This is a genomic window from Streptomyces sp. QH1-20, assembly GCF_041283565.1.
In the GTDB taxonomy this organism is placed as follows: domain Bacteria; phylum Actinomycetota; class Actinomycetes; order Streptomycetales; family Streptomycetaceae; genus Streptomyces; species Streptomyces syringius.
The window spans coordinates 1-19,769 of record NZ_CP166301.1; the positions used below are offsets into that span (position 1 = coordinate 1).

Annotated in this window: 21 protein-coding genes; 14 read left to right on the forward strand and 7 right to left on the reverse strand. The window is 71.2% G+C overall.

The window, feature by feature from the left end; all coding sequences use genetic code 11:
* The 5 genes from AB8O64_RS37060 to AB8O64_RS37080 all read left to right on the forward strand — a co-directional run bounded on the left by AB8O64_RS37060 (position 1) and on the right by AB8O64_RS37080 (position 4,026).
* Entirely contained in the window at positions 1-486 is a 486-nt protein-coding gene (locus tag AB8O64_RS37060) for a hypothetical protein (RefSeq protein ID WP_370424412.1), read from the forward strand.
* Between the two features lie 2 nt (positions 487-488).
* Positions 489-1,301, forward strand: a complete 813-nt coding sequence (locus AB8O64_RS37065; protein WP_370424413.1) for an RNase adapter RapZ — start codon at positions 489-491, stop codon at positions 1,299-1,301.
* Positions 1,302-1,401: 100 nt separating this feature from the next.
* Complete coding sequence (locus AB8O64_RS37070) at positions 1,402-2,013, forward strand: hypothetical protein (protein ID WP_370424414.1); 612 nt, start codon at positions 1,402-1,404, stop codon at positions 2,011-2,013.
* Positions 2,014-2,076: 63 nt separating this feature from the next.
* Positions 2,077-2,964 (forward strand): hypothetical protein, encoded by an 888-nt coding sequence (locus AB8O64_RS37075; RefSeq protein ID WP_370424415.1) that lies wholly within the window; start codon positions 2,077-2,079, stop codon positions 2,962-2,964.
* A gap of 447 nt (positions 2,965-3,411) precedes the next feature.
* Entirely contained in the window at positions 3,412-4,026 is a 615-nt protein-coding gene (locus AB8O64_RS37080; protein WP_370424416.1) for a hypothetical protein, read from the forward strand.
* Between the two features lie 1,763 nt (positions 4,027-5,789).
* Here the strand turns inward: AB8O64_RS37080 and AB8O64_RS37085 are convergent.
* The 3 genes from AB8O64_RS37085 to AB8O64_RS37095 form a co-directional block, all read right to left on the reverse strand.
* Complete coding sequence (locus tag AB8O64_RS37085; protein ID WP_370424417.1) at positions 5,790-6,686, reverse strand: recombinase family protein; 897 nt, start codon at positions 6,684-6,686, stop codon at positions 5,790-5,792.
* Between the two features lie 561 nt (positions 6,687-7,247).
* Positions 7,248-7,586: a hypothetical protein gene (locus tag AB8O64_RS37090; protein WP_370424418.1), complete on the reverse strand. Its 339-nt coding sequence runs from the start codon at positions 7,584-7,586 to the stop codon at positions 7,248-7,250.
* Positions 7,587-7,699: 113 nt separating this feature from the next.
* Entirely contained in the window at positions 7,700-8,677 is a 978-nt protein-coding gene (locus tag AB8O64_RS37095; protein ID WP_370424419.1) for a hypothetical protein, read from the reverse strand.
* A 235-nt stretch (positions 8,678-8,912) separates the two neighbouring features.
* Here AB8O64_RS37095 and AB8O64_RS37100 point away from each other — a divergent pair, with 235 nt between their 5' ends.
* The 5 genes from AB8O64_RS37100 (at position 8,913) to AB8O64_RS37120 (ending at position 12,376) form a co-directional block, all read left to right on the forward strand.
* The gene (locus AB8O64_RS37100) at positions 8,913-9,596 is read left to right on the forward strand and encodes a hypothetical protein (RefSeq protein ID WP_370424420.1); all 684 of its coding nucleotides are present in this window, start codon (positions 8,913-8,915) and stop codon (positions 9,594-9,596) included.
* 185 nt (positions 9,597-9,781) lie between these two features.
* Positions 9,782-10,612: a ParA family protein gene (locus AB8O64_RS37105; protein ID WP_370424421.1), complete on the forward strand. Its 831-nt coding sequence runs from the start codon at positions 9,782-9,784 to the stop codon at positions 10,610-10,612.
* Positions 10,612-11,076, forward strand: a complete 465-nt coding sequence (locus tag AB8O64_RS37110) for a hypothetical protein (RefSeq protein ID WP_370424422.1) — start codon at positions 10,612-10,614, stop codon at positions 11,074-11,076. Before AB8O64_RS37105 ends, AB8O64_RS37110 begins: the two co-directional genes overlap by 1 nt.
* On the forward strand, positions 11,073-11,327 hold the full coding sequence (locus tag AB8O64_RS37115) for a DUF6372 family protein (protein WP_370424423.1): 255 nt from the start codon (positions 11,073-11,075) through the stop codon (positions 11,325-11,327). The genes AB8O64_RS37110 and AB8O64_RS37115 overlap by 4 nt, the downstream gene beginning before the upstream one ends.
* A gap of 839 nt (positions 11,328-12,166) precedes the next feature.
* Positions 12,167-12,376, forward strand: a complete 210-nt coding sequence (locus AB8O64_RS37120; protein WP_370424424.1) for a YozE family protein — start codon at positions 12,167-12,169, stop codon at positions 12,374-12,376.
* A 146-nt stretch (positions 12,377-12,522) separates the two neighbouring features.
* Here AB8O64_RS37120 and AB8O64_RS37125 read toward each other — a convergent pair whose 3' ends face one another.
* From AB8O64_RS37125 to AB8O64_RS37140, 4 genes are all read right to left on the reverse strand, one after another.
* Positions 12,523-14,160 carry an ATP-binding protein gene (locus tag AB8O64_RS37125; protein WP_370424425.1) on the reverse strand — a complete coding sequence of 546 codons (1,638 nt, stop codon included), beginning with the start codon at positions 14,158-14,160 and terminating at the stop codon, positions 12,523-12,525.
* A gap of 181 nt (positions 14,161-14,341) precedes the next feature.
* On the reverse strand, positions 14,342-15,328 hold the full coding sequence (locus AB8O64_RS37130; RefSeq protein ID WP_370424395.1) for a bifunctional DNA primase/polymerase: 987 nt from the start codon (positions 15,326-15,328) through the stop codon (positions 14,342-14,344).
* 251 nt (positions 15,329-15,579) lie between these two features.
* The gene (locus AB8O64_RS37135; RefSeq protein ID WP_370424396.1) at positions 15,580-16,128 is read right to left on the reverse strand and encodes a UTRA domain-containing protein; all 549 of its coding nucleotides are present in this window, start codon (positions 16,126-16,128) and stop codon (positions 15,580-15,582) included.
* Between the two features lie 11 nt (positions 16,129-16,139).
* The gene (locus AB8O64_RS37140; RefSeq protein WP_370424397.1) at positions 16,140-16,916 is read right to left on the reverse strand and encodes a GntR family transcriptional regulator; all 777 of its coding nucleotides are present in this window, start codon (positions 16,914-16,916) and stop codon (positions 16,140-16,142) included.
* 367 nt (positions 16,917-17,283) lie between these two features.
* Between AB8O64_RS37140 and AB8O64_RS37145 the strand changes: the two genes are divergently transcribed.
* From AB8O64_RS37145 to AB8O64_RS37160, 4 genes are read left to right on the forward strand one after another with little or no spacing between them, the layout of a single operon-like run.
* Positions 17,284-17,781, forward strand: coding sequence for a hypothetical protein (locus tag AB8O64_RS37145; protein ID WP_370424398.1), 498 nt, complete (start codon positions 17,284-17,286; stop codon positions 17,779-17,781).
* Positions 17,778-18,020 (forward strand): hypothetical protein, encoded by a 243-nt coding sequence (locus tag AB8O64_RS37150; RefSeq protein ID WP_370424399.1) that lies wholly within the window; start codon positions 17,778-17,780, stop codon positions 18,018-18,020. The genes AB8O64_RS37145 and AB8O64_RS37150 overlap by 4 nt, the downstream gene beginning before the upstream one ends.
* On the forward strand, positions 18,017-19,381 hold the full coding sequence (locus tag AB8O64_RS37155; RefSeq protein ID WP_370424400.1) for a DUF2637 domain-containing protein: 1,365 nt from the start codon (positions 18,017-18,019) through the stop codon (positions 19,379-19,381). Before AB8O64_RS37150 ends, AB8O64_RS37155 begins: the two co-directional genes overlap by 4 nt.
* Before the next feature lie 3 nt (positions 19,382-19,384).
* Positions 19,385-19,765 carry an RRQRL motif-containing zinc-binding protein gene (locus tag AB8O64_RS37160; RefSeq protein ID WP_370424402.1) on the forward strand — a complete coding sequence of 127 codons (381 nt, stop codon included), beginning with the start codon at positions 19,385-19,387 and terminating at the stop codon, positions 19,763-19,765.
* The last annotated feature ends 4 nt before the right edge of the window (positions 19,766-19,769 follow it).

The window sequence follows — 19,769 nt, forward strand, 5'->3', positions numbered from 1 at the left end:
GTGGACCGCACCTCGAAGCTCACCCTCGACCAGGAACTGCAGGCGGCCGTCGCCATCGTCCGCGTCGGCCTCGAACGCCTCCGGGACGCTGCGTGCCGCACTGAGGAGGTCGGCCCGCACGCCGCCGCTCTCCAGGCGCTGTACGACCCGGCCAAGCCGGACGCCGGCGTTCTCGCGGCCGTCGCCGACGTCGTCGGCACCATCACGGTGTCGATGGGCGACGTCGACCACGACGACATGGAGCGCGTCACCGAGCTGCTGGACGAAGCCCAGGGCCACGTCCAGGACAGCACCGGCGACCGCATCCGCCACGCCCTCGACCTCCTGGCGCCGCTCCTGCTGCGCTGCGAGACGTGCGGCAAGCGCGAGGCGGACGTCACGGTCATGGACGACCCGTACGCCGCGGCGGTCGACCCGGACCGTGCCGAGTACCCGCAGATGACCCTCTGCCCGTCCTGCGCCACCGACCGATTCGAGGACTCCTGACCATGACCATCCGCATCATCTCCTTCGGCTACGGCCACGCCCCCGCCCCCACCGCCGACCTGGTCTTCGACCTGCGGGCCCTGCTCCGCAACCCGTTCCACAACCCGGAGCTGAAGCACGGCACCGGCCTCGACCAGGAGGTCTACGACCACGTCCGGGACACCCCGGGCGCCGAGCGGCTGGCGTTCAACGCGGTCGCCACCGCCCGCGGCCTCGCCGAGGACACCGGCGCCGACGTCACGATGGCGTGGGGCTGCACCGGCGGCCGGCACCGCAGCGTCGGTCTGGCCCGTCTCGCGCACGAGCTGCTGCTCGGCGTCGGCGAGGAGGCCGCCATCGAGCACCGCGACGTCGACCAGGACCTGCTGCCCGCCGGAGTCCACAACCGGACCGAGCCCGAGCCCGAGGCCATCCGCTACACCGCCGACGTGGTCGCCATGACGCCGGACGGCGACGTGCTGCTCATCGAGCGCGGCTGGCCGCCGTACGAGGGCGCGTGGGCGCTCCCGGGCGGTCATGTGGACCGGGGCGAGACGAGCCGTGCGGCGGCGGCCCGGGAGCTGGCTGAGGAGACCGGCGTGCAGGTCCTCGCCGACGACCTGCGGGAGATCGGCGTCTTCGACGGGCCCTACCGCGACCCGCGCGGCCGGTACGTCACCACGGCCTACCTCGTGGTCGTTCCCGCCGGCACCCCGATCGTCGCCGGGGACGACGCCCGCACGGCCCGCTGGTGGCCCGCCTCCAGCCTGCCGCCGCTGGCCTTCGACCACGCCGACATCCTCGACCAGGCCGCCCGCGAGCCCGGCCGGGCGTAGCGGCTCAAACCGGCCCGGACTGTCTCACCCGCACGACAGGATGACCCCGGGGCCGCCACCACGGCGGCCCCGCTCCGTTTCCAGAGAGGAACCCGCACCGATGACCAACTGGACCCCCACGACCCTCGTGTCCGTGGACGAGACCGGCGACCGCTCCGGCGCCAGCGACGGCCACAGCCGCTACGGCGTCTACCTCAGCCAGCGCCTTGGGGACTTCCACGACGAGACCCCGGGCACCCCGCTGCCGACCGAGGAGTTCGCCGCGGCGGCCTGGCGCGTGGCCACGCCGCCCGTGCTGACCGGCTACGTGATGCTCCGCCCCGACCTCCAGGGGATCGAGGCGGTCTGGGCCGAGAACGAGGACGGCGTCGGCTCGCTCGCCTTCAAGGTCTCCGTGCCGCTGTGGTTCAGCGACCTGCCCGCCGACCGCCGGCCCCGCCACCCGTGGCAGGACTGGACGACTCGCTACGACATCGCGGCCCGTGACGACAAGTACCGCCACCCCTGGGAGCCCGACCTCAAGCCCGGCCGCCCGGCCGTCCTCACCGTCTCGAACATCCTGATCTCCGCCACCGGCTGGGACCTGCCGACCCCGAAGCACACCGAGGGCCGCGGCCTGCTCGAGGAGGCCAAGAGGGTCGTCCACGAGGTCGCCCGGCGGGTCAACGAGGAGGCCGGGCCGATGGTCGCGCAGCTCCTCGGCGACCGGTGACCCGTTGAGCACGACAGCCCCGGGGCCAGCGGTTGGCCCCGTTCCACGACAAGGACGGACTGCATGACGAACACGAACACCCCCTCCCGCCACCTGCGCGTGGCGCCGCTGGGCTTCCTCCCCGAGGACGGCCTGGTGCTCGACCTCGGACATGGCACCGCCGCCGTCACCGTGACCCGCGACGGCTGGAAGGTCGTCCAGGCCGGTGTCGAGCTTCCCGAGTTCCGGCGTACCGCCGCCACGAAGCTGCTCCCCGTGCCCGTCCCGGGCGGGTCGCTCCCCGAGCTGCGCGCGCTGCTCAACCTCGAGGACGAGGAGTGGGCGAAGGTCGCGGGGTGGCTCCTCGCCGCGCTCCTGCCCGACATCACCCGCCCGGTGCTGCTCCTCACCGGCGCACCGTGCAGCGGGAAGTCGGTGGCGGCCCTGCTGCTTCAGCACCTGGTCGACCCGGGCTCGCCCTTCCGCCGGCTGCCCGCCGACGAGGACGAGTGGATCGCCGCCACGGACGCCGCCCGGGTCGTCGGCTTCGACGACGTCGCCCGTGTCCCCGACTGGCAGTCGGACGCCCTGTGCGTGGCCGTGAGCGGCAGCGCCATGACCAAGCGCGGCCTGGGGGAGCCCTTCCCCTTCGTGCCCCGCCCGGACCGGGCGTTCATCCTCGCCGGGAGCCTCGCCCCCGACGAGATCCGGGCCGAGCTGGCGGACCGCACGGTCGCCGTGGAGCTGCGCCCGCTGACCGAGCGCCGCCCCGAGTCGGAGCTGTGGGAGGCGTACACCGAGGCCCGGCCGCGCATCCTCGGCGCGCTGCTCGACCTCCTGGTCGCCGTCCTCAACAAGCTGCCTGCGGTCCGGGTGATGGCCGACCGGGGCGACATCCCGAAGGTGCGCATGGTCGACCACGGCCTGGTCCTCGTTGCGCTCGAAGAGGCAACCGGCGGCCGTCACGAGTAGGACACTCGAACCACCGAAGCGACCCCCGGCAGGGTAAGTGCCGGGGGTCGCCTCATGCCCAGAGTAGGGCGCGAGCCTCCCCCACCCGCAGGCGCCACCACGACTCGGACCGCCCCCGGTCCGCGATGAAGAGTGGCTTCGCCGATAACTTGCTCCGGCCGAGGACGGGGGCCTCTCGCCCACCCCGGTCTCCGCCGACAACCACGACCGGGAGCACACCGCCGGACAGCCGCCCCGACGCAGTACACCTCTGGCACTTTTGCTCTCCGGCCCGCCCGGCGGACCCGCGCGTGCGGAGTTGCAAGAGGTGTCATGCCACCCGTTGAAGGTGGCCGCGTGACCGGGCACCTCTGGCACTTTTGCATCGCCCCTGCTGACCTGCGCCGATTCCGCCGCAAGAGCAACCCGGTCACAGCTCATGCATTACGAATGACCTAGGTTTCGTCCGTGACGAATCTTCAGCCGCCTTTGCCCACCGGGAACGACGACCAGGAGCACGCCGACGTCCTCGGCGAGCGCGTGAAGACGACCGTGCACGACCGCCTGGTGCGCCGTACGTGCGAGTGGTGCGGAGACCCGATCGACTACTCCGGCGTCGGCCGGCCCCCGCGCTACTGCAAGGACTCGCACCGCAAGCGGGCCTCCGAACTGCGCACCGCGCAGGCCCGCGCGGACCGCCCGGTCGACGCCGGCGGACGCACCACCGAGCCGGTCCGAGAGGTCATCGAACGCACCGAGACGGTCACCCGCACCGTCGTACGGCGCGGCCCGGGGGAGGTGCGGCGCGTCCCCGCGGAACGTGCGAGCGGCGCCCCGTACACCCTCCCGGAGAACGCTCACGAGTGGTTCGAGGCGCTCCAGTACCTCGCGGGCGACGTGCAGTCCGGCCGGTTTACCACCGACCAGCGGGCGCTGCTCCTGGGTGCGTGCGAGGCCGTCGCGGACGAGCTGCGCGGCCCGGGGTTCCTCCCATCGCGTGCTCCCGCCCCCGTCGCACAGTCCCAGCTCTCCCGAGCCGAGCGCCGTCGCCTGGAGCGCGCCGAGCGTAAGAAGCGACGGTGAACACCCCCTTGACCACCTTCGAATGGGAGGCCGGTCAAGGGAGTTCCACTTTCCACTGTGCGGGTCCAACCGCCCCCAAGGAGTCCACTCAGTGGGTCGCCCGTGCACACGGTGGAGGCCACTCAGGCGGGCGCCGGACGGTCCACTCCACCCGGTGGCCACCACTCCCGACGACACGGTGGAGCCCACTCGATGGGCGGCGAGTGGGCTTGACGATTCGTCACGGACGAAACCTGGGTCATTCGTAATGCATGAGGTGTGACCGTCTCGATCATGAAGCGCGGAGCGCGGAGACGGTCACGCGAAGCGGCGGATATCCACGGGCGTGCTCGCCGAGTACGGCGGTGGATATCCGTACCGGCCGTGAGCCGACTTGCCTTACAAGTTGCCTCACAACTTGCCCTACAAGTGGCCCTCCAAGTTGCCTCACAACTTGCCCCACAAGTTGCCCCCAGACGACCGCGGCCGCCGTCGTCGTGCACCGCTGACCTGGGGGTCAAGGGGGCGCCGCTGGAGCTCGCGGACGCCGACTACTTCTCTACGGGACCCCCTGTGGCGGGAGACCGTGCGAAGTCGCGTCCTGGGTCACGTCCTAGGTGCCGCCCTGAGGGGCGTCCTCGGTCGCATCCTGAGTCGCGCCCTGGGGCACGTCGCAGTCATCACAGCGCGCCTCGGGATAGCCGTGCGACCTGCACAGCAGACGGGATTGTTGGCGATGTCCGGCGCCGACTACTTGTCTCTGGCGTTGTTCTGCAGCGCGGCCGGGACCGAGGACGTCGTCGTGCTCCTGGTCGTGCTCGCCGATCCCGGCGGTCGGGGTTTCTGGACTTTCTGGACCGCTCATCGCGGGCGCGCGCGTGTCCGGCGGACCGGTCGAGTTTTGGGACTTCTGGGACCGTCCTTCGCGGGCGCGCGCGATGGCCACAGCACCGGGACCAACCCGGACGGATCGACGGCTGATTGCGCAACTTGCGCAGGACCACGCGCGCGTACGCCCGTACGACGGTCCGCAGTTACTGGGGTCAGTGACCCACAACTCGCTGCCGTCTCCCGTACGCGAGTGGAGTGCCGGACCGGTGCCGCGTCCGCCGGCGGAAACCCTCGTCCTCGACCGTGCACGGTCGACGCCGGAAACCCGCGCGGGGCCGACTGCACCCGGGCGGAAACTGGGCCCAGTTCGCACTAACTCGCTTCCGCCTCCAGCCGTGCGCGTGCAGCTGCACGACGACGTCCGGAGGAGAGACCAGTTGGTCTTCTGGGGGATGGTCTTCTTACGCGGCCGATCCTCCGCGCGCGGACGAACCGTGCGCGGAAAACCGCACGACGGTGAACGCGCCGCGTGCGGCTGACGAGAGGGCTGGCCTGCACGACGCGTACCGCGAACCGTTCCGCCGGCGACCGCCCGTCAGGTCCTCCCGGCCGCGACGAACCCCGCGACGACGACACGACGCACGACCGGTTGCCCGCGACGACGTCGAGGCCGAAGGGGAGTTCGTCGCGGGCCCGTCGCGGGCTCATCGCGGCCGTGCCCGGCCGGGCTCACTGATATCAGTGAGCACTACCTCGCTGCCGCCCGCTGCCGTGCGCGTCGTCCCGGCCGCCGTGGTGGATACCGGGGCGGCGACGCCGTATCCACCCGTTGCCATCCGTCGTTTCCACCGCAGGATCGCTCCTGACGAACTGGAGATCGCGTGGAAGCGCGAGAAGGGCCCCGAGACCGCCCGTGGACGGCTTCGGGGCCCCGTTGGTGCCCTGTGGTGCTCTCAGGCGCTCTCAGCGGCCTCCAGCGCCGCCACGGGCTCCGTCGCGGCCGTGCGTTCGTCGTGCTCGCGCAGCATTCGCATGACGGTCGCCGGGGACGGGTGCTGACCCTTCCGGGCGCCCTTGGTGATGACGAGCCGGGCCGCGATCTCGCGCAGGCTCAGCTCCTGGCCCCGCAGGTGCAGCGCCATGCCGAGCATGTCGTCGTCGGTGACGCTCGCACCGCCGATCGCCTTGCCGCGCTTCCTCGCCGACTCGTGGCCCTCCAGCGTCCGGTCGCGGATGTACTCGCGCTCCATGCCCGACAGCGCGGCGAGCACGGTGAAGACGACGCCGCCCGGATCGTGGCTGCCCTGCAGTTCGCCAGTGAGGAACTCCAGCCCGACGTCGCTGGCGCGCAGCTCCTCGGCGAGCGTGGCGAGGTCGATGCCGCGGCCGAGCCGCTTGTGCTCGTGCACGACGAGGGTCACGGCGACGCCGGAGGCACGGATCTCGCGGGCGAGGGTGACCGCCTTCTCCAGCTCCGGGCGACTGGTGGCGCGGGTCGAGACCTTCTCCGAGAAGACCCGGTTGACCCCGGCCGCCGCGAGGGAGTCGAGCTGGGAGTCGAGCGACTGGCGGGCGGTGGACGCGCGGGCGTAGCCGATGCGGACGTGGCCGACCGGTTCGGCGCCGGCCCCGGCCGGACGCGGCAGCTCCACCCAGGGCGTGCCCGGCTTGCGCACGGGAGGGACGGGGACGCTCAGCGCCTTCGCCAGCGAGGGCACGAGCCGGAACCGGGCAGTGTGGTACTGGATCGCCACCCGGCCCTTCGTCGTACGGCACGGCGAGCCCGCCGGAACCGCGCAGGTGGACATGGGGCAGTCGTGCGCCTCAACGCGCAGGAAGTCGTCGCTCACGCGATCACTGTTTCATGTGTCTGTTTCAATCGGCAAGCCATCTGAAACAACCCATGAAACAAGAAACGCCCAGCATGATCGCCGCGCGGCGGGGTGTTTCACGAGCGACCACCTATGAAACAGGCCCCGGGCGGGGACAGCCGTCTCCCACGGGGGACCGATGATCAGACCGGGTGCCCCGGGTACCCGCCGCGCCCCTCTCCCCCGGCTCCGTCCTCTGACCTCTCCTCGACCCCTTACTCGGCGCCGGTCGGCGCGGGACCTGGTGGACTCCCAGCCGCCTGTATGGACCTCAGCCCACGACAGTCAGCCACGGCGAGACCCGCAGCCGAACGGCCAGGCGCGCGTGTGTCTCCAGCAACCACCTCCCGAGCGCCACCCAGGAGTCCTCCACCACCTCCTGGTGGACCTCCCGGCGGACACCCGCCGCACCTCTCCTTGCACCTGAGTTGGAACAGAAACGGCCTGCCGCCGCTCGACTTTCAGCGCCGTGACCTGCGTCGAGTCCGCAATGTCCGACAAGTTTTGTCGAACATCGAATGCTGGACCTCCTGATGGAGTTCAGCCGGTGGCCCGTACGCCCTTCCAGCCGGGTCCGAGTCCGCGCCGGCGCGGTCGTCCGGAGCGCGTCCTGGGCACCTCGGCGACGTCCTCGACGGTGGCCGGGGCGAGTCGGCGGCGCAGTGCGGCGGTGGCGGCCGGGACCGCCGCGAGGGCTCGCGCGGCTTCCGGGTCGATCGCCGCCAGGGCCTCGGCGAGCATGTCGATGGCGTCGGCCGCGTCCTCGAGGGCGCTCGCACTCCAGGTCGTCGGCGTCACTGCGTCGACCAGCTCGCACGCCGCGTCGGCGACCGCCGCGGCTCGCTCCTCGACGCCCGGCCCGGCCTCGCTCAGTTCCATATCCCACCCAACGATCGCGCCGTCCGGCCGGACGCCCGGCGGCATGACGAGGGCCCGCGCTGGTGAGCGCGGGCCCTCGTATCGTCCCGGACGGAACCGAGTTGCAAGATCTGTCAGGCCGTCGCGGTCGTCCGCCGGCGACGTCGCCGGGGAAGCTCCGGCTCGCCGTGACCGTCCTCGATCCACCGGGCCCGCTCCCATACCGGCTCGGTGCCCTCGGCGATCCGGTGCAGGAGCGCGACCAGGCCGCGCGCGTCGTCGGCGGCCTGCGCCGTGGACTCCCAGCCGACCCACACCCCGCGCTCCTGGTCCCAGGGCTCGCTCGCCATGGAGGTCCACTCGTCCCTCGTCCAGGCGAACCAGTTCCGCCACAGCCGCGAGACGTAGTCGGCCTTCTCGGCGCTCTCGCGGTGCGGGCTCAGCCACGGGTGGAGGCCGTCGCGCTCGCTGCTGACGAGCTGCCCGGGGGGCGTGACGAGCATGAACGGGTAGCGGCTGACCGGGCCCCGGTCGGTCTCGTGGACGACGCGGCGGCCGTCCAGGAGCACATCGAGCCGGTCGAGCAGCGCCCCGCGTTCCGGCGTGCCGTACGCCCCGGCCTGGCCCTCGTGCAGCAGCTCCTGGTCGTGGACGCGGATGACCGCGACGGTCTCCGGCTGCGCGTACTCGCCGGGGCCGGCCGCCACGACGACGAGGGCCGCGCCGGGGTCGCCGACGATCTCGCGGGCGAACCGCTGGGCCTTCGCGTGCGCGGCGTACAGCCCGGCGGCGTACGAGCACGGCTCGCACCAGCGCCCGCTGCCGAGCGGGTAGTCGCGGCGGTCGCCGCACCGCCGGCACACGTACTGAAGCTCCCGGGCCCGGTCGAGCGCGGCGCGCTGCGCGGATGAGCACCCACGCTTGGGCACGGCGGCGCTCACCTCGTACAGCGGCGCGTAGCAGTTGCCGTGGTAGAGCACCTGGCCGACCGGGTCTGAGCCCGGCTTGAGGCCCTGCCGGTCGAGCTGGGTCTTGGTGAGCAGGCCTTCGGGTACGGCGCCCCACCAGGTGTAGCGGGTGAGACCGGGAAGCGGCGGGATGGAGCTGGGCAAGACAACCTCCTGTGAGGGTTCCTGTACGGCAAGGTAGAGCCGTGAACGGCCCCGCGCAACAACCCAAAAACACGGGTTGACCTGCGTATTTAAGGGCGCGTTATCTAGCTTGCTTACGCCTTTTCCTGCAAGCGGAAATGCTAGCGACTTCGCAAACACCGTGGAACTCGTGAGACCGTCCTACGCGCGCGCCCGCGCGGATTCCCGGCCGGTCTATCTAGCTAGACTGCGCGCCATGTCGCTGATGCCTTTCGTGGTCGCTGTCGAGCCCGACGACCTCACCGCGCTGAACGAGGTGGTGAAGGCCGGGAAGAAGGCCGAGCGGGAGTGGCTGGAGGAGACGCGGAAGGCGTACGGCGTCCAGTTCCTGCGGGGCAAGGCGCTGAGCGAGGCCCGGGGGACGATCCGCAAGGAGTTCCGCAGGCTCCGGGAGCGAGGCAAGCTCGCCGGGACGCGCGACCTGGTGGTGGCCCGCGAGGTGCGCGCCGAGCTGAAGCGCCGGCGGATGGACGGTGAGTACGACCCCGTCCCCGCCGAGGAGGCCGCAGTGCCCGGCCGCCGGGTCGGCACCGGCCCGCAGCATTACCAGCGCAGCGGGTCCGAGCCGACCACGCTGACCGGTCGGATGTACGTCAAGCTCCCGGGCCTCCTCGGCGACCAGCTCGTGCGCGCCTGCTACTGGACGTCCGCCCCGGCCGTGACCGCCCTGTGGGAGTGGCAGACCCGGTGGGGTGACGGCCCGGAGGTCATCTTCCGCGAGGCCGAACGGCGCGGCGCCGTGACCATCCTCGACCTGTGGTGCGCGGCGATGGCTCCCCGGCCGGACGCCGACGCCATACTGCAGAAAGCCCAGCTTCAGGACCAGGTCGTCACCACCGGCGACATCATCCGCGCAGCGGTCAAGCGCGCCACCCGCTGACAACCCCCAGCCCATCATCCGTCGCTTCTGCCTGGTCAGTTGCGCTCAATCTAGCTAGATAGCGCGCGAGGACAACACGGATTCCTGCTGCCCTTCTGCTGGCTTTTCCGCTTGCGGGCCAGCTTGCGCTTAGGCAAGCGGGGTCGGCACTCTTCGGCTTACCTGAAAGAAGGAAGGAGGACCCTGTGGCCGAAGATCCGGACATCGTCGCTGAGGTCAGCGAGAAGGGCGGCGTCGGGAAGACGTCGCTGACGGCAGGGCTCATCGCCGTGGCCGCCGAGTACGGCCTGCGGGTCGCCGGCGTCGACCTGGACCCGCGGGCGACCCTCACCGACGAGATGGGCGTCACCGACCCGAAGAAGTCGGTGAACGACATCTACTTCGTGGACCCCGACGAGCGCCCCCGCGACCCTGCCGAAATCGCGCGCGAGACGCTTACGCGCGCCGGGAAGCACTGGCCCTCGAACGCCTGGGTCCTCCCGGCCGTCCGGAAGTTCGGCAACCGGGAGACCGACCAGACGACCGGCATGGAGTTCCGGCTGAAGCGGGCTCTGTGGGGCTTGCGGGACCTGGTCGACGTCGTCTTCATCGACGCCCCTCCCCGGCCCGGCGGCAAGATCGTGGGTTCCGCCCTCATCGCGTCCCGGAAGATCCTGATCCCCTCGACCCTGAAGAAGGACGGGTACCTCGGTGCCCGGGAGGCGATGGCCACGATCGAGCACTACACCACGCCCGGGGGCCTCAACGAGGCTCTGGAGATCGCCGGGATCGTGCGGAGCATCGTGCCCACGGGCAAGAAGTTCACCCAGGTCCACCGGCACTGGCAGGAGCAGCTACAGGACCGGTGGGGTGACCTGGTGCTGCCGACCGTCCTCCACGACTACTCCGTACGCGAGATCTGCCGGACCGGGTCCATGCCCATCACCGCAGCCCCGGGCCGCGAGGCCAAGCTGCTCATCTCCGGATACCGCGAGCTGCTGCACCACACCGTCCCGACGCTTGAGGAGAAGCGCTGATGCCGTCGTTCCTGGACAAGGCTGCCGAGTCCGACAAGGAGATCCGCAAGACCCAGGAGAAGGACCCTGCCGACCTCAGCGGCGCCAAGGAGCCTGACTGGGACAACCCCGAGACCTGGGGCGGGGACGATTCCGCCGCTGGCGATTCGGCAAGCGGAAACGCTGGCGAATCAGCAGAGGAGAATGAGGACCAGGCGCCGGAGCCCGCGGCCACTCCGAAGCGGCCCGCCCCCTCCTCGACCGGCCGCTCGCGCGCTCCCCGGCGCCGGGGCCGGCCGCGCGGTCCCGAGCGGGTTCCGCTGACCGTGCGCATCCTTCCGCCGACCGACCGGAAGCTGACCGTGGCGGTCGAGCAGACCGGGCTGAACCCGCAGACGCTCGTGGAGGACGCGCTGGAGGCGTACTTCCGGCGGCTGAAGATCCAGGACCCGGGACCCGAAAAGGCCGAGGAGGGCGCCGCGTGACGTCGTTCGACACCGACTCGCTGCCGCCCATCCTCACCGTCCGGCTGACCGCCATGTTCGAGTGGGAGCAGGACAGGCCCGGCGGGTGCCGGTGCGCGTGCGCCCTGTTCCACGCCTCGAAGATGGTCCCGGCCTGCACAAGTCCTGCCGAGCCGGGTCTGCTGATCCGCGTGGAGACGCCGAGCGAGACCTCCGCCCCTCTGCCGGTCTGCCTCGGCTGCTACCACCAGCTCGTGCCGCTCGCCGTCTGACGTCCGGCTTTCCGCCCGCATTTCCACCGGCCTTTCCGCTGGCGGGAATGCGGGCGGTTTGCTGTCCTGAGCTGGTCTTTGGGACGCACCCGGTGTGTGGGGCGCACCTGGGCCGCGCGACCTGGAGGGGGAGGGTAAAGCGGACGAGCGCGTACGCGCTCGGCACCCCCGGGTGCGGCTCCCTGCGGTCCGCGCGTTCACCGTCGACGGCCGAACCGGCCGCGGCCGGCCTCCCGGCCGTCGCCGGGCGCGGACCGCCGCCTGCCGCACGTCACACGCCCCGCCGCGCTCGTACGCCCCGCTGAGCGCTGCGGCCCGGCTGCGCAAGGTGGTGCCTGCCTCCCCTCCGCGAAGCGGCTTGAAGCCGCACGGGGCTGATCAGGGCCACCCAAAAGCGGGGCGCCGGGCGCGGCGGTGCGGATCGTCGCCGTCTGCGGCTCGTAGGTGATCACGTTCTGTCGATCGTGGGCGCGGCCCGGCAGGGACGCTTGGGACGCAGGGACGCACTTTGCGGGGACATCTCTCTTCTCTCTCCTTCTTCTCGTCATTCCAACAGAGATGAGGGGGTCAAGTGCGTCCCTGCGTCCCACTGAAAGCTGCATAACGGACGCGCGGCAGGTCAATGGCAGGGACGCACCTGGGACGCACCAGGGACGATGTGCGTCCCAGGGACGCACTTTGCGCCCCAAGGGACGCACATTTCACAGGTGCGTCCCTCGGTGCGTCCCACCCCATGTGCGTCCCACCGTCCCTGTGTCCCCTCACGCTGCGTAAGCGTTGTCGGCGGCCGGCGGTAGGGTGCGGCCCTGGATCGGGACGGACGACGGAAGGACGGGCCCGTGGAAGGCTTCGGCGGCTGGCTCGCGCAGTTCTCGCAGGTCAACGGCGCTATCGGCGACCTCGCCAGGGACGCGGCGGCAGATCCGGGCTGGCCGGACGGCCCCGACGAGCTGGAGACGTACGCCGACCACCTCGAAAGCGCCGGCGCCTCCGACGCCGCGCTCGATGTCCTCGCCGACGCCTGGGCCCGGTATGCCGCCAGGAGCTGACCCCGCTCCCCCGCCAGGACCCACCGACATGGCCGTGCCTTCCTGGGGTTTCTCGTTCAATCAAGCTAGATAAGCCGCCCCTGAGTGCGGGTACGCCGAAAGCCCGCCGGTGCTGGGCACGGGCGGGTCGGCGGCGGCGCTGGACGCTACGCGGGGATGGTCTGCTGGACGGGGTCCGGCTGCTCAGGCTCGGCGGCCGGGTCGGGCTTCGGGATGTAGGTGATGGTCAGGGACCGCTTGCTGCCCGACTTGGTGCGGGCGATGTCGACCCCGAGCTTGTCGAGGTCGGAGGCGACACGGTTGATCCGGCCGGACAGGGCGCCGGGCGTGCGGGGCCACTTGTCGTTCGTCATGCCGACCTGGCTGGTCAGCTCGTCCAGAAGCTCCCCGGCCGTGCCCTCCCAGCACTGGACGTTGTCCTCCTGGCGCGGCGGCATCCGCTTCATGAACTGCAGGAGCTGGGTGGCGACCTGGTTGGACTCCACCACCTCTTCCGCCAGCTCGGTGCGCTGCTGGAGGTAGTCGCGCAGGATCGACTTCTCCGGCACGCCGTAGACCTCGTCCAGCGCCGCCATGATCAGGCCGTAGTCGGCCATACGCGGCAGCGGGATCTCCCCGCGGTCGGCCTTCTCCCGGATCGCGGGGAGCTTGCCGAGGACCTGGACCAGGAGGTCGAGCAGCGCGCCGAGGATGCGCGGGTGCGTCTCGTGGTACGCCTCCCACAGCGCGGTCTCGGTCCGCCGCTGGGTGATCCGGTGCAGGTGCACGGGGATCATGCGGTCCGCGAGGTCACCGCGCAGCGTGCCGACGTCGATGCCGTTGACGATCAGCACCCGGCGGAACTCCTGGACCGTCACGTCGCTGTCGCTGTAGAGCGTCCGCTTCACGTTCGCGTCGCCGGTCGCGGCGCGGCACATCGCGTCCGACAGCCACTCCGGGATGCGGCTGAGGTTGTCGAGGCCGACCACCCACGAGCCCACGGCCGCGGTTGCCCAGTCGTCCGGGTCCTTCGGCGTCGACCGCGCCGGCGCCGCCGACGGATCGAGCAGGCTCACGAGCATCTTGGTCGCGCTCGTCTTCGCCGTGCCCTGCTCGCCGGAGAGGAACAGCAGCGGGTGCGGGATGCCGGGGACCAGTCCGGAGACCAGCCACGAGACCATCAGGGGCCACGACTCCTCGGTCACGTTCAGCAGGCCGCGCAGCTCCCGCAGCGATCCGCCCCTCACCGGGATGGGCAGCGGCTGGGTGAGCTGGGAGCGCCGGAACAGCGGCTGTCCCTCGGCGGCCGGGGCCACCGTCCACCCCTCGCGGGTGATCGTGACGACCGTGCCGTCCGACCGTCCGAGGTCGAGGACCAGGCCGCCCTCGGGGCGCTTGCCCAGCGGCGCCACCCGCAGGTGCAGCGGCACCGGGTCTTCCGCCTGCGCCCGGCCCTCGATGGCGAGCATGGCGTCCGCCAGCGCCGACGACGACGCCGCCTTGCCGTGCAGGCCGTAGTACGTCCGGGCCAGCTCCGCCCGCAGCGAGATCCGCCCGCCGCGCAGCAGACGTGCGATGCGCGGGCCGTCCTTCGGCACCGCGTACAGGTCGCCCGCGTCGGAGGTGCCGAACTCGTACCGGCTGTCCGCCATCGCGATGATCTGGTCCGCGACGCTCATCTTCTCGGCGCCGCCGGCGGCGCCCTTCCCCTTCCCGCGCTGGGCTGGGGGCGTCGCAGACGTCTGCGCCTTCCAGGCCCGGAAGGCGGCGAGGTCCTCGGGGCTGAGGTTCATGTCCTCGCTCACGCCGCACCCCCGCTCATCAGCGGGCGACGCAAGCAGGTACGACGGGGTACGACGGTCTCGCATTCGAGGCCACTCCTCGGGTGCCGGGCCCCGGGGCGGTGGTGCGCCCGCGGGGCCTTCATCAGGTCCGAGGCGTGGTGTACGTGGCGCTGACCCTTAGTGTCCTGGGGTGCGGTTCGCATCAGGCGGCACCGCCCATCCGGCGCGGACGCGCGAGGCCGGCGGTCATGCCGGACCGGAGCGTCTTCTCGATCTCGCGCGGGGAGTCGACCCCGAGCCCGGCCGCCTGCGCGGCCTCCGTCAGGTGCTCCTCGGCGACGGCCTGGTCCACGAGCCCGGCCGCCACCAGCTGGCCCGCGCGGTACGCCGCGAGGTTCAGCCGGTTGTTCCGCCCACCCGGCTGCTTCATCGCGGCCAGCTCGTCACACTCCGACCGCAGGATGCCCGCGGCCCACCGCTGCTCGCGGGTCCCCTGCCGGGTCATCTCCCGCAGCCGGGCCACCACATCGGCCCGGCGAGGCGCTCCCCCGGCTTTGGGTGGCGTCGGTGCAGCCGTGACCAGAGTCAGCAGCCACTCCGGCAGCACCGCCGGATCGGTCGGGCTCCCGTCCTCGAGGACGTACGCCGACCCGTCGACCACCGAGCCGATGCCGACGACGTACCCGCCCGCCGCCCGGGTGTCGAGGCAGAACCCGAGGGTCCGCGCCGTGTTCCGCACCGCGACCCCGGCCGGTGCCCGGTAGACCAGGTGCCGGCCGCCGCTCGGCGTCCGGACCGTCAGCGTCGGGGTGATCCGCGCGCCCGGCGTCCGGGCCGCGAGAGAGTGCAGCATCGTCATGCCGTCCATGATCTCCGGGGAACCGGACACCTCGCCCTCGTGCGGCACGTCAAGGTCGAGCGCGACCAGGCCCGAGGGCCCGCACGCGATGCCGATGTTGAACGGGGCTCGGCCCCACGTCCGCTCGATGACCTCCGGGTCGCGGGTCGCCCGCGTCTCCCAGTTCAGCCAGCGAGGCTCCTTCGCACCCACCAGGAGGGGGTGGACGTACATTCCGCGCTCGGCGTACCGCAGGGCGCTGGCCAGCAATGTTGCCCGGAGCGCCCGGGTTGCAGCCGTGTTGTTCTCCCGGCGGTGTGGCACCGGGGCCGATCCATCTCGTACCCTCATTGACGAGCGTCCTTTCTCGTACCGCTCGAACTTCGCCGGGACAGCCATCCCGGCCTTGCAGTGACCGAGGCGCCCCGGCCAGGGCGCCTTCGGCGTTTCTGGGGCCTTATCGTGCACCCCGCTGTGGATCTTCATCCTGCATGTTTGCTCGGGACGATCCATCCCGTTTTGCCGCGCCAACGATGAAGCGGCGTGACCGCGTTGTGATGCAGAACGGAGCGTGGGGCCCGGGGTTCCGGGCCCCACGGGCGTCAGCTCAGCGGGGTGCTGAAGCGGAGCACCCAGCCGGGACCCGGCCGGTGCACGGTCACCTCGACCGCCCGTCCGTCGGCGGTGTGGCCGATGTGGGTGATCTGCAGGAGCAGACTTCCGACCTCGACCCCGAAGGCGTCGGCCTCAACCTGGGTGGCCGGGTACTGGACGACCTCCTCGATGACCTCGGTCTGTGCGAACCCGGCCTCTGCCATCCGGCTGATGATGCCGCCCCGGCCCGGGTCGGGGTTCTCGATCCCGGCGGCCTCAGCGACGTCCAGAGGCACGTACGAGTCGGCGAGCTGGACGAGCTGGTCGTCGTTGTACATGTGGCGGGCCCGGATCACGGTCTCTTCGGTCTCCGAGATGCCGAGGATGGCGGCGACCTCCGCCGGAGCCGCGCCGCGACGGACCTCGGTCTGGACGCGAGGGGTACCGCCGAGCCGCTTGATCTCGGTCTCGAAGGCGCCGCGGCTCTCGCCGGACTCCCGACGCTCCTTCAGGTACCGCTCGGTCGCGTCACGGACGATCGCGTTCTTGGTGCTCAAGGTGGGTCCTCTCAGGTTTCGGGCTGGTCGATGGGCCACTCGTAGCTGAGCGACCACAGAGTGGTGGGCAGGACGTGGATGCAGACCTCGACGGCTCGTCCCTCAGCGGTGAGGCCGACGTGGGTGATCTCGTAGACAGAGCGGGACGCCGGGATGCTCAGGGCCTCTGCCTCGTCCTTGGTCGGAGTCCGCACGTCGATCTCTTCGCGGATGCGGACCTGGGCGTGGCCGGCCTCTGACAGGCGGGACTTGCTGCCACCCTCGCCGGTGTCCTGTTCTTCGAGCTGGGTGCCGAAGGCGACGTCGCCGGGGAAGTACGAGGTAGCGACCTGGACGACAGTCTGGTTGGCACGCATGGTGCGTGCGCGGACCAGGACCTTCGCGGCGTGGTGAGTGCCCAGGATCTTGGCGACCCGGGCCGGGGGCTTGAGACGGCTGATCACCGTCTCGGAGTACGGCGTCATGCCCAAGCGGGCGATCTCGCTGGCGAACGCGCCGCGAGCGCCGTCCTCCTCGCGGGCGGCCTTGATGTACCGGCCGGTCCCGTCGCGGTGGATCTTGCCGAGGATGGGAGAGACGAAGGTCCCTTCCCCCCGGCGGGAGAAGATCAGCCCCTCGTCTTCCAGCACCTTGTACACGTCCCGAGCCGTTTGGAAGGCGACCCCTTCAGCTTCCTGGAGGTCGCGGACCTTCGGCAGGGGGGACCCGGGCGGATACACGCCCTGTCGGATCTTGTCTCGAAGCTCAGCGGCGAGCCGCTGAACCTTCGGGACCTTGCTCTCCTCCACGCCTGCTCCCTCATGTGTGATTGCGCGTCCCCAGTCTGTCAGAACTAGTTCTGTCTGGATAGCTGGGCCGACCATACCTTGCAGGCGTGTCGTCCGGGAAGCTCAGAACTAGTTCAATCTTCCATGTTGGCGACACCCTGAACTAGTTCTATTGACACCGGCTTCGGAGAGTGCCTTAATCATCACGTCGCCCCGCAGAACTAGTTCAGCGGAAGCGGCGGAAAGGACCCGGTATGCCTTCTGTATCCGGGTCACAGCCATGCCCAAAACACCAGAACTTGGCCCGACATGACGCGGCTCTCCGGGTGATCTACCAGGACCGCCGGAGAGCCGCCGGGGCCGTTACACCGAGAGGGGCACGACCCACATGAACATCATCGTCGCAGGCCAGCGCATCGTTACCGGCTCCGAGTTCCTGGAGGTCGCGGTCGGCTTCGACATCGAGGTCGAACCGCTGGACCTCGCCGAGGAGTTCACCGCCGGCGGACTCGCGAGCCGGGACGCGCTGGACAGCTTCCTCGCCGACTTCCAGGTCGAGACGGACACCGACCGCGAGGACGCCGCGTACTACAAGAGCCTGCTCCGCCGGATGCCGCGCGAACTGCGCTCCCGGAAGACCGCCCCGGCCGCCGTCGTCGCCGCCGAGCTGGTGGCCGCCGACGACGCCCTCGGTTACGAGGCCGACGACATCACCGCCGACTGGACCGCCGCCGACTTCGACTCGTACGAGGTCCTCGCCACCCTCGGCACCACCGACCCGGCCGCCGCCGTCGCCCGCGCCCGCGCCCCCCGCGCCGAGCGCCGCGCGGTCCGCGCCGCCCTGCGCATCGTCCGCGACGAGATCCCGGCGGGGGTGGCGGCATGAGGGTCCTCGCCCACCTCGCCCTGTTCCTGCTGACCGTGCTGGAGATGACCCTCGGCCTGATCGCCGGTGTCGCGGCCCTGGTCAGCGTCATCACCGAGATGGTGGCCCGCGCGACGGCCGCTGGCGGCGACACCTTCGCCCGGCGCGTCCGCATCCGCCCCGTCTCCCCCCGACTCCGCACCGAGATGGCGACCGTTCTGTCCGGGCTCGCGAACCCGGCGGCTGGAGGTACCCGATGAGCTACCGCGAGGAGCGCCGCGCCGACCAGGCCGCGGAGCGCGCACAGGACCGCGAGGACATGCGCCTGAAGCTGGAAGCCCAGCTCAAGGCGAAGGAGATCGCCGCCGAGCAGAAGAGGGCGGACGACGAGGCCAAGCGCGAGCAGGCCCGGAAGGACGCCGAGGCCAAGCGCCGCCAGGAGCTGGCGGACAAGCGGGCCCGGCAGCAGGAGAAGGACCGGAAGAGGGCCGCCCGCCGGGCCAAGTTCGCCAAGCTGACCGGCTGGCTGAACGCCAACCCGGTCACGGCGTTCGTCGGCTTCGTGATGGTCTGCTCGATCGTCCCGGCGGTCATCTCGCAGGTCGGTGCCCTGTCCGACGCCAAGGTGAACGTGCTCCTGGCCGCGCTGCTCTCGGCGATGCTGGAGGGCACGGCCTGGGCGCTGACCTTCATGGGCAAGGCCGCCGAGGACGCCGGAAGGCCGGCGGGCAAGTACAGGGTGGCCACCTGGTGCACCGCGTTCCTGGCGGCCGGGGTGAACTACTGGCACTGGGCGGCGACCCTGCCGAACGACCAGTGGGTCGCGGTCGTGTTCGCCTGCTCGTCCCTCATCGCTATCTACCTGTGGGACATGAAGACCCACGGGTCGCACGGCAAGACCAAGGAGGAGCGGCGCCAGGAGAAGGCCCGCCGCCAGCACCTGAAGGACCGGCGCAAGCACCACAAGGACATCGCCGACGAGGCCGACCGGCTCCTGTCCGCCCTGCCGTTCGAGGCGGTTACCGAAGAGGACGCGTTCGCCACCGCGTGGCGGATCAAGAAGGGTGCCGAGCCGGGTCTGTCCGCCGAGGTCTACGCGGACGCCACCAACGCTCGGGTCGCGCTCGGGGCGGCCTTCGAACTGGGTGAGCACGTCCGCCCGGAACTGGTCCGCGCGGGGATGCTTGCAAGCCTCTACAACCCGCTCCCGCACCGTCTCTCGGAGGGCATCCCGACCCTGGGTCCGACCCTCCCGATCCCTGCTCTCCAGCGACCCTCTGAAGGCGCTACAGCCCTTGCGGGAATTGGGATGTACGGGTCTCAGTCCGCAAGCGAGAAAGCCCGCGAGAAGGGCAGCGAGAAGGCTTCCGGGAACGCTGACGATGACGCCAGCGGGAACGGTCGCCGGGGCCGGTCCGACGAGGAGTTGGAGGCGCTTCTGCCGGAGGCGCTGAAGGTCGCCGCCGAACTCGTGGCGGAGGGCAACCAGATCTCCGCCGCCGCCCTGTCGAAGCGTCTCGGCATCCGCCGGGACGACGCCCGTCGACTGCGGGACCGGGTCGTCGCCGAGCGCAAGCTGCGCCTCATCGACAGCGATGCCGACACCGCGGTTGGGGCCTGACCGATGGCCCGCCGGATCGCTGATCTCTGGGACCCGCAGGGGGAGCGGCACGATGTGCCGACCTTCCCCTGGGGCCTGGCCCCCGAGGGACTGGCGACCCGCGACCAGCTCGTGGCGAAGGGGCTCCGGCCCCGGGGCCCGGCCGTCGCACAGGTGATGTGGTTCAGCCGGAAGTCGCCGGCGGAACCGCGGTTCGCCCGCCTCTACGAGATCGACCGGGCCACCCCGCCCAAGCCCCGCTCCCCTGGGCAGCTCGCCTCCCTCGCGGCGGCGATGCGAGCCCGGAAGACCTGCCCCGAGTGCGGCCAGGTCAAGGAGTACTGCATCGCCCGCTCGCTGGGGGCCTGCACCCCCTGCGCCGACGGCTTCACCGCCGCCGCCTGATCTA

Coding starts and splice junctions, on each gene's coding strand:
- AB8O64_RS37065 (WP_370424413.1), top strand. CDS start 489: ATGACCATCCGCATCATCTCCTTCGGCTACGGCCACGCCCCCGCCCCC.
- AB8O64_RS37070 (WP_370424414.1), top strand. CDS start 1,402: ATGACCAACTGGACCCCCACGACCCTCGTGTCCGTGGACGAGACCGGC.
- AB8O64_RS37075 (WP_370424415.1), top strand. CDS start 2,077: ATGACGAACACGAACACCCCCTCCCGCCACCTGCGCGTGGCGCCGCTG.
- AB8O64_RS37090 (WP_370424418.1), bottom strand. CDS start 7,586: ATGGAACTGAGCGAGGCCGGGCCGGGCGTCGAGGAGCGAGCCGCGGCG.
- AB8O64_RS37100 (WP_370424420.1), top strand. CDS start 8,913: ATGTCGCTGATGCCTTTCGTGGTCGCTGTCGAGCCCGACGACCTCACC.
- AB8O64_RS37110 (WP_370424422.1), top strand. CDS start 10,612: ATGCCGTCGTTCCTGGACAAGGCTGCCGAGTCCGACAAGGAGATCCGC.
- AB8O64_RS37130 (WP_370424395.1), bottom strand. CDS start 15,328: ATGAGGGTACGAGATGGATCGGCCCCGGTGCCACACCGCCGGGAGAAC.
- AB8O64_RS37145 (WP_370424398.1), top strand. CDS start 17,284: ATGAACATCATCGTCGCAGGCCAGCGCATCGTTACCGGCTCCGAGTTC.
- AB8O64_RS37150 (WP_370424399.1), top strand. CDS start 17,778: ATGAGGGTCCTCGCCCACCTCGCCCTGTTCCTGCTGACCGTGCTGGAG.
- AB8O64_RS37155 (WP_370424400.1), top strand. CDS start 18,017: ATGAGCTACCGCGAGGAGCGCCGCGCCGACCAGGCCGCGGAGCGCGCA.
- AB8O64_RS37160 (WP_370424402.1), top strand. CDS start 19,385: ATGGCCCGCCGGATCGCTGATCTCTGGGACCCGCAGGGGGAGCGGCAC.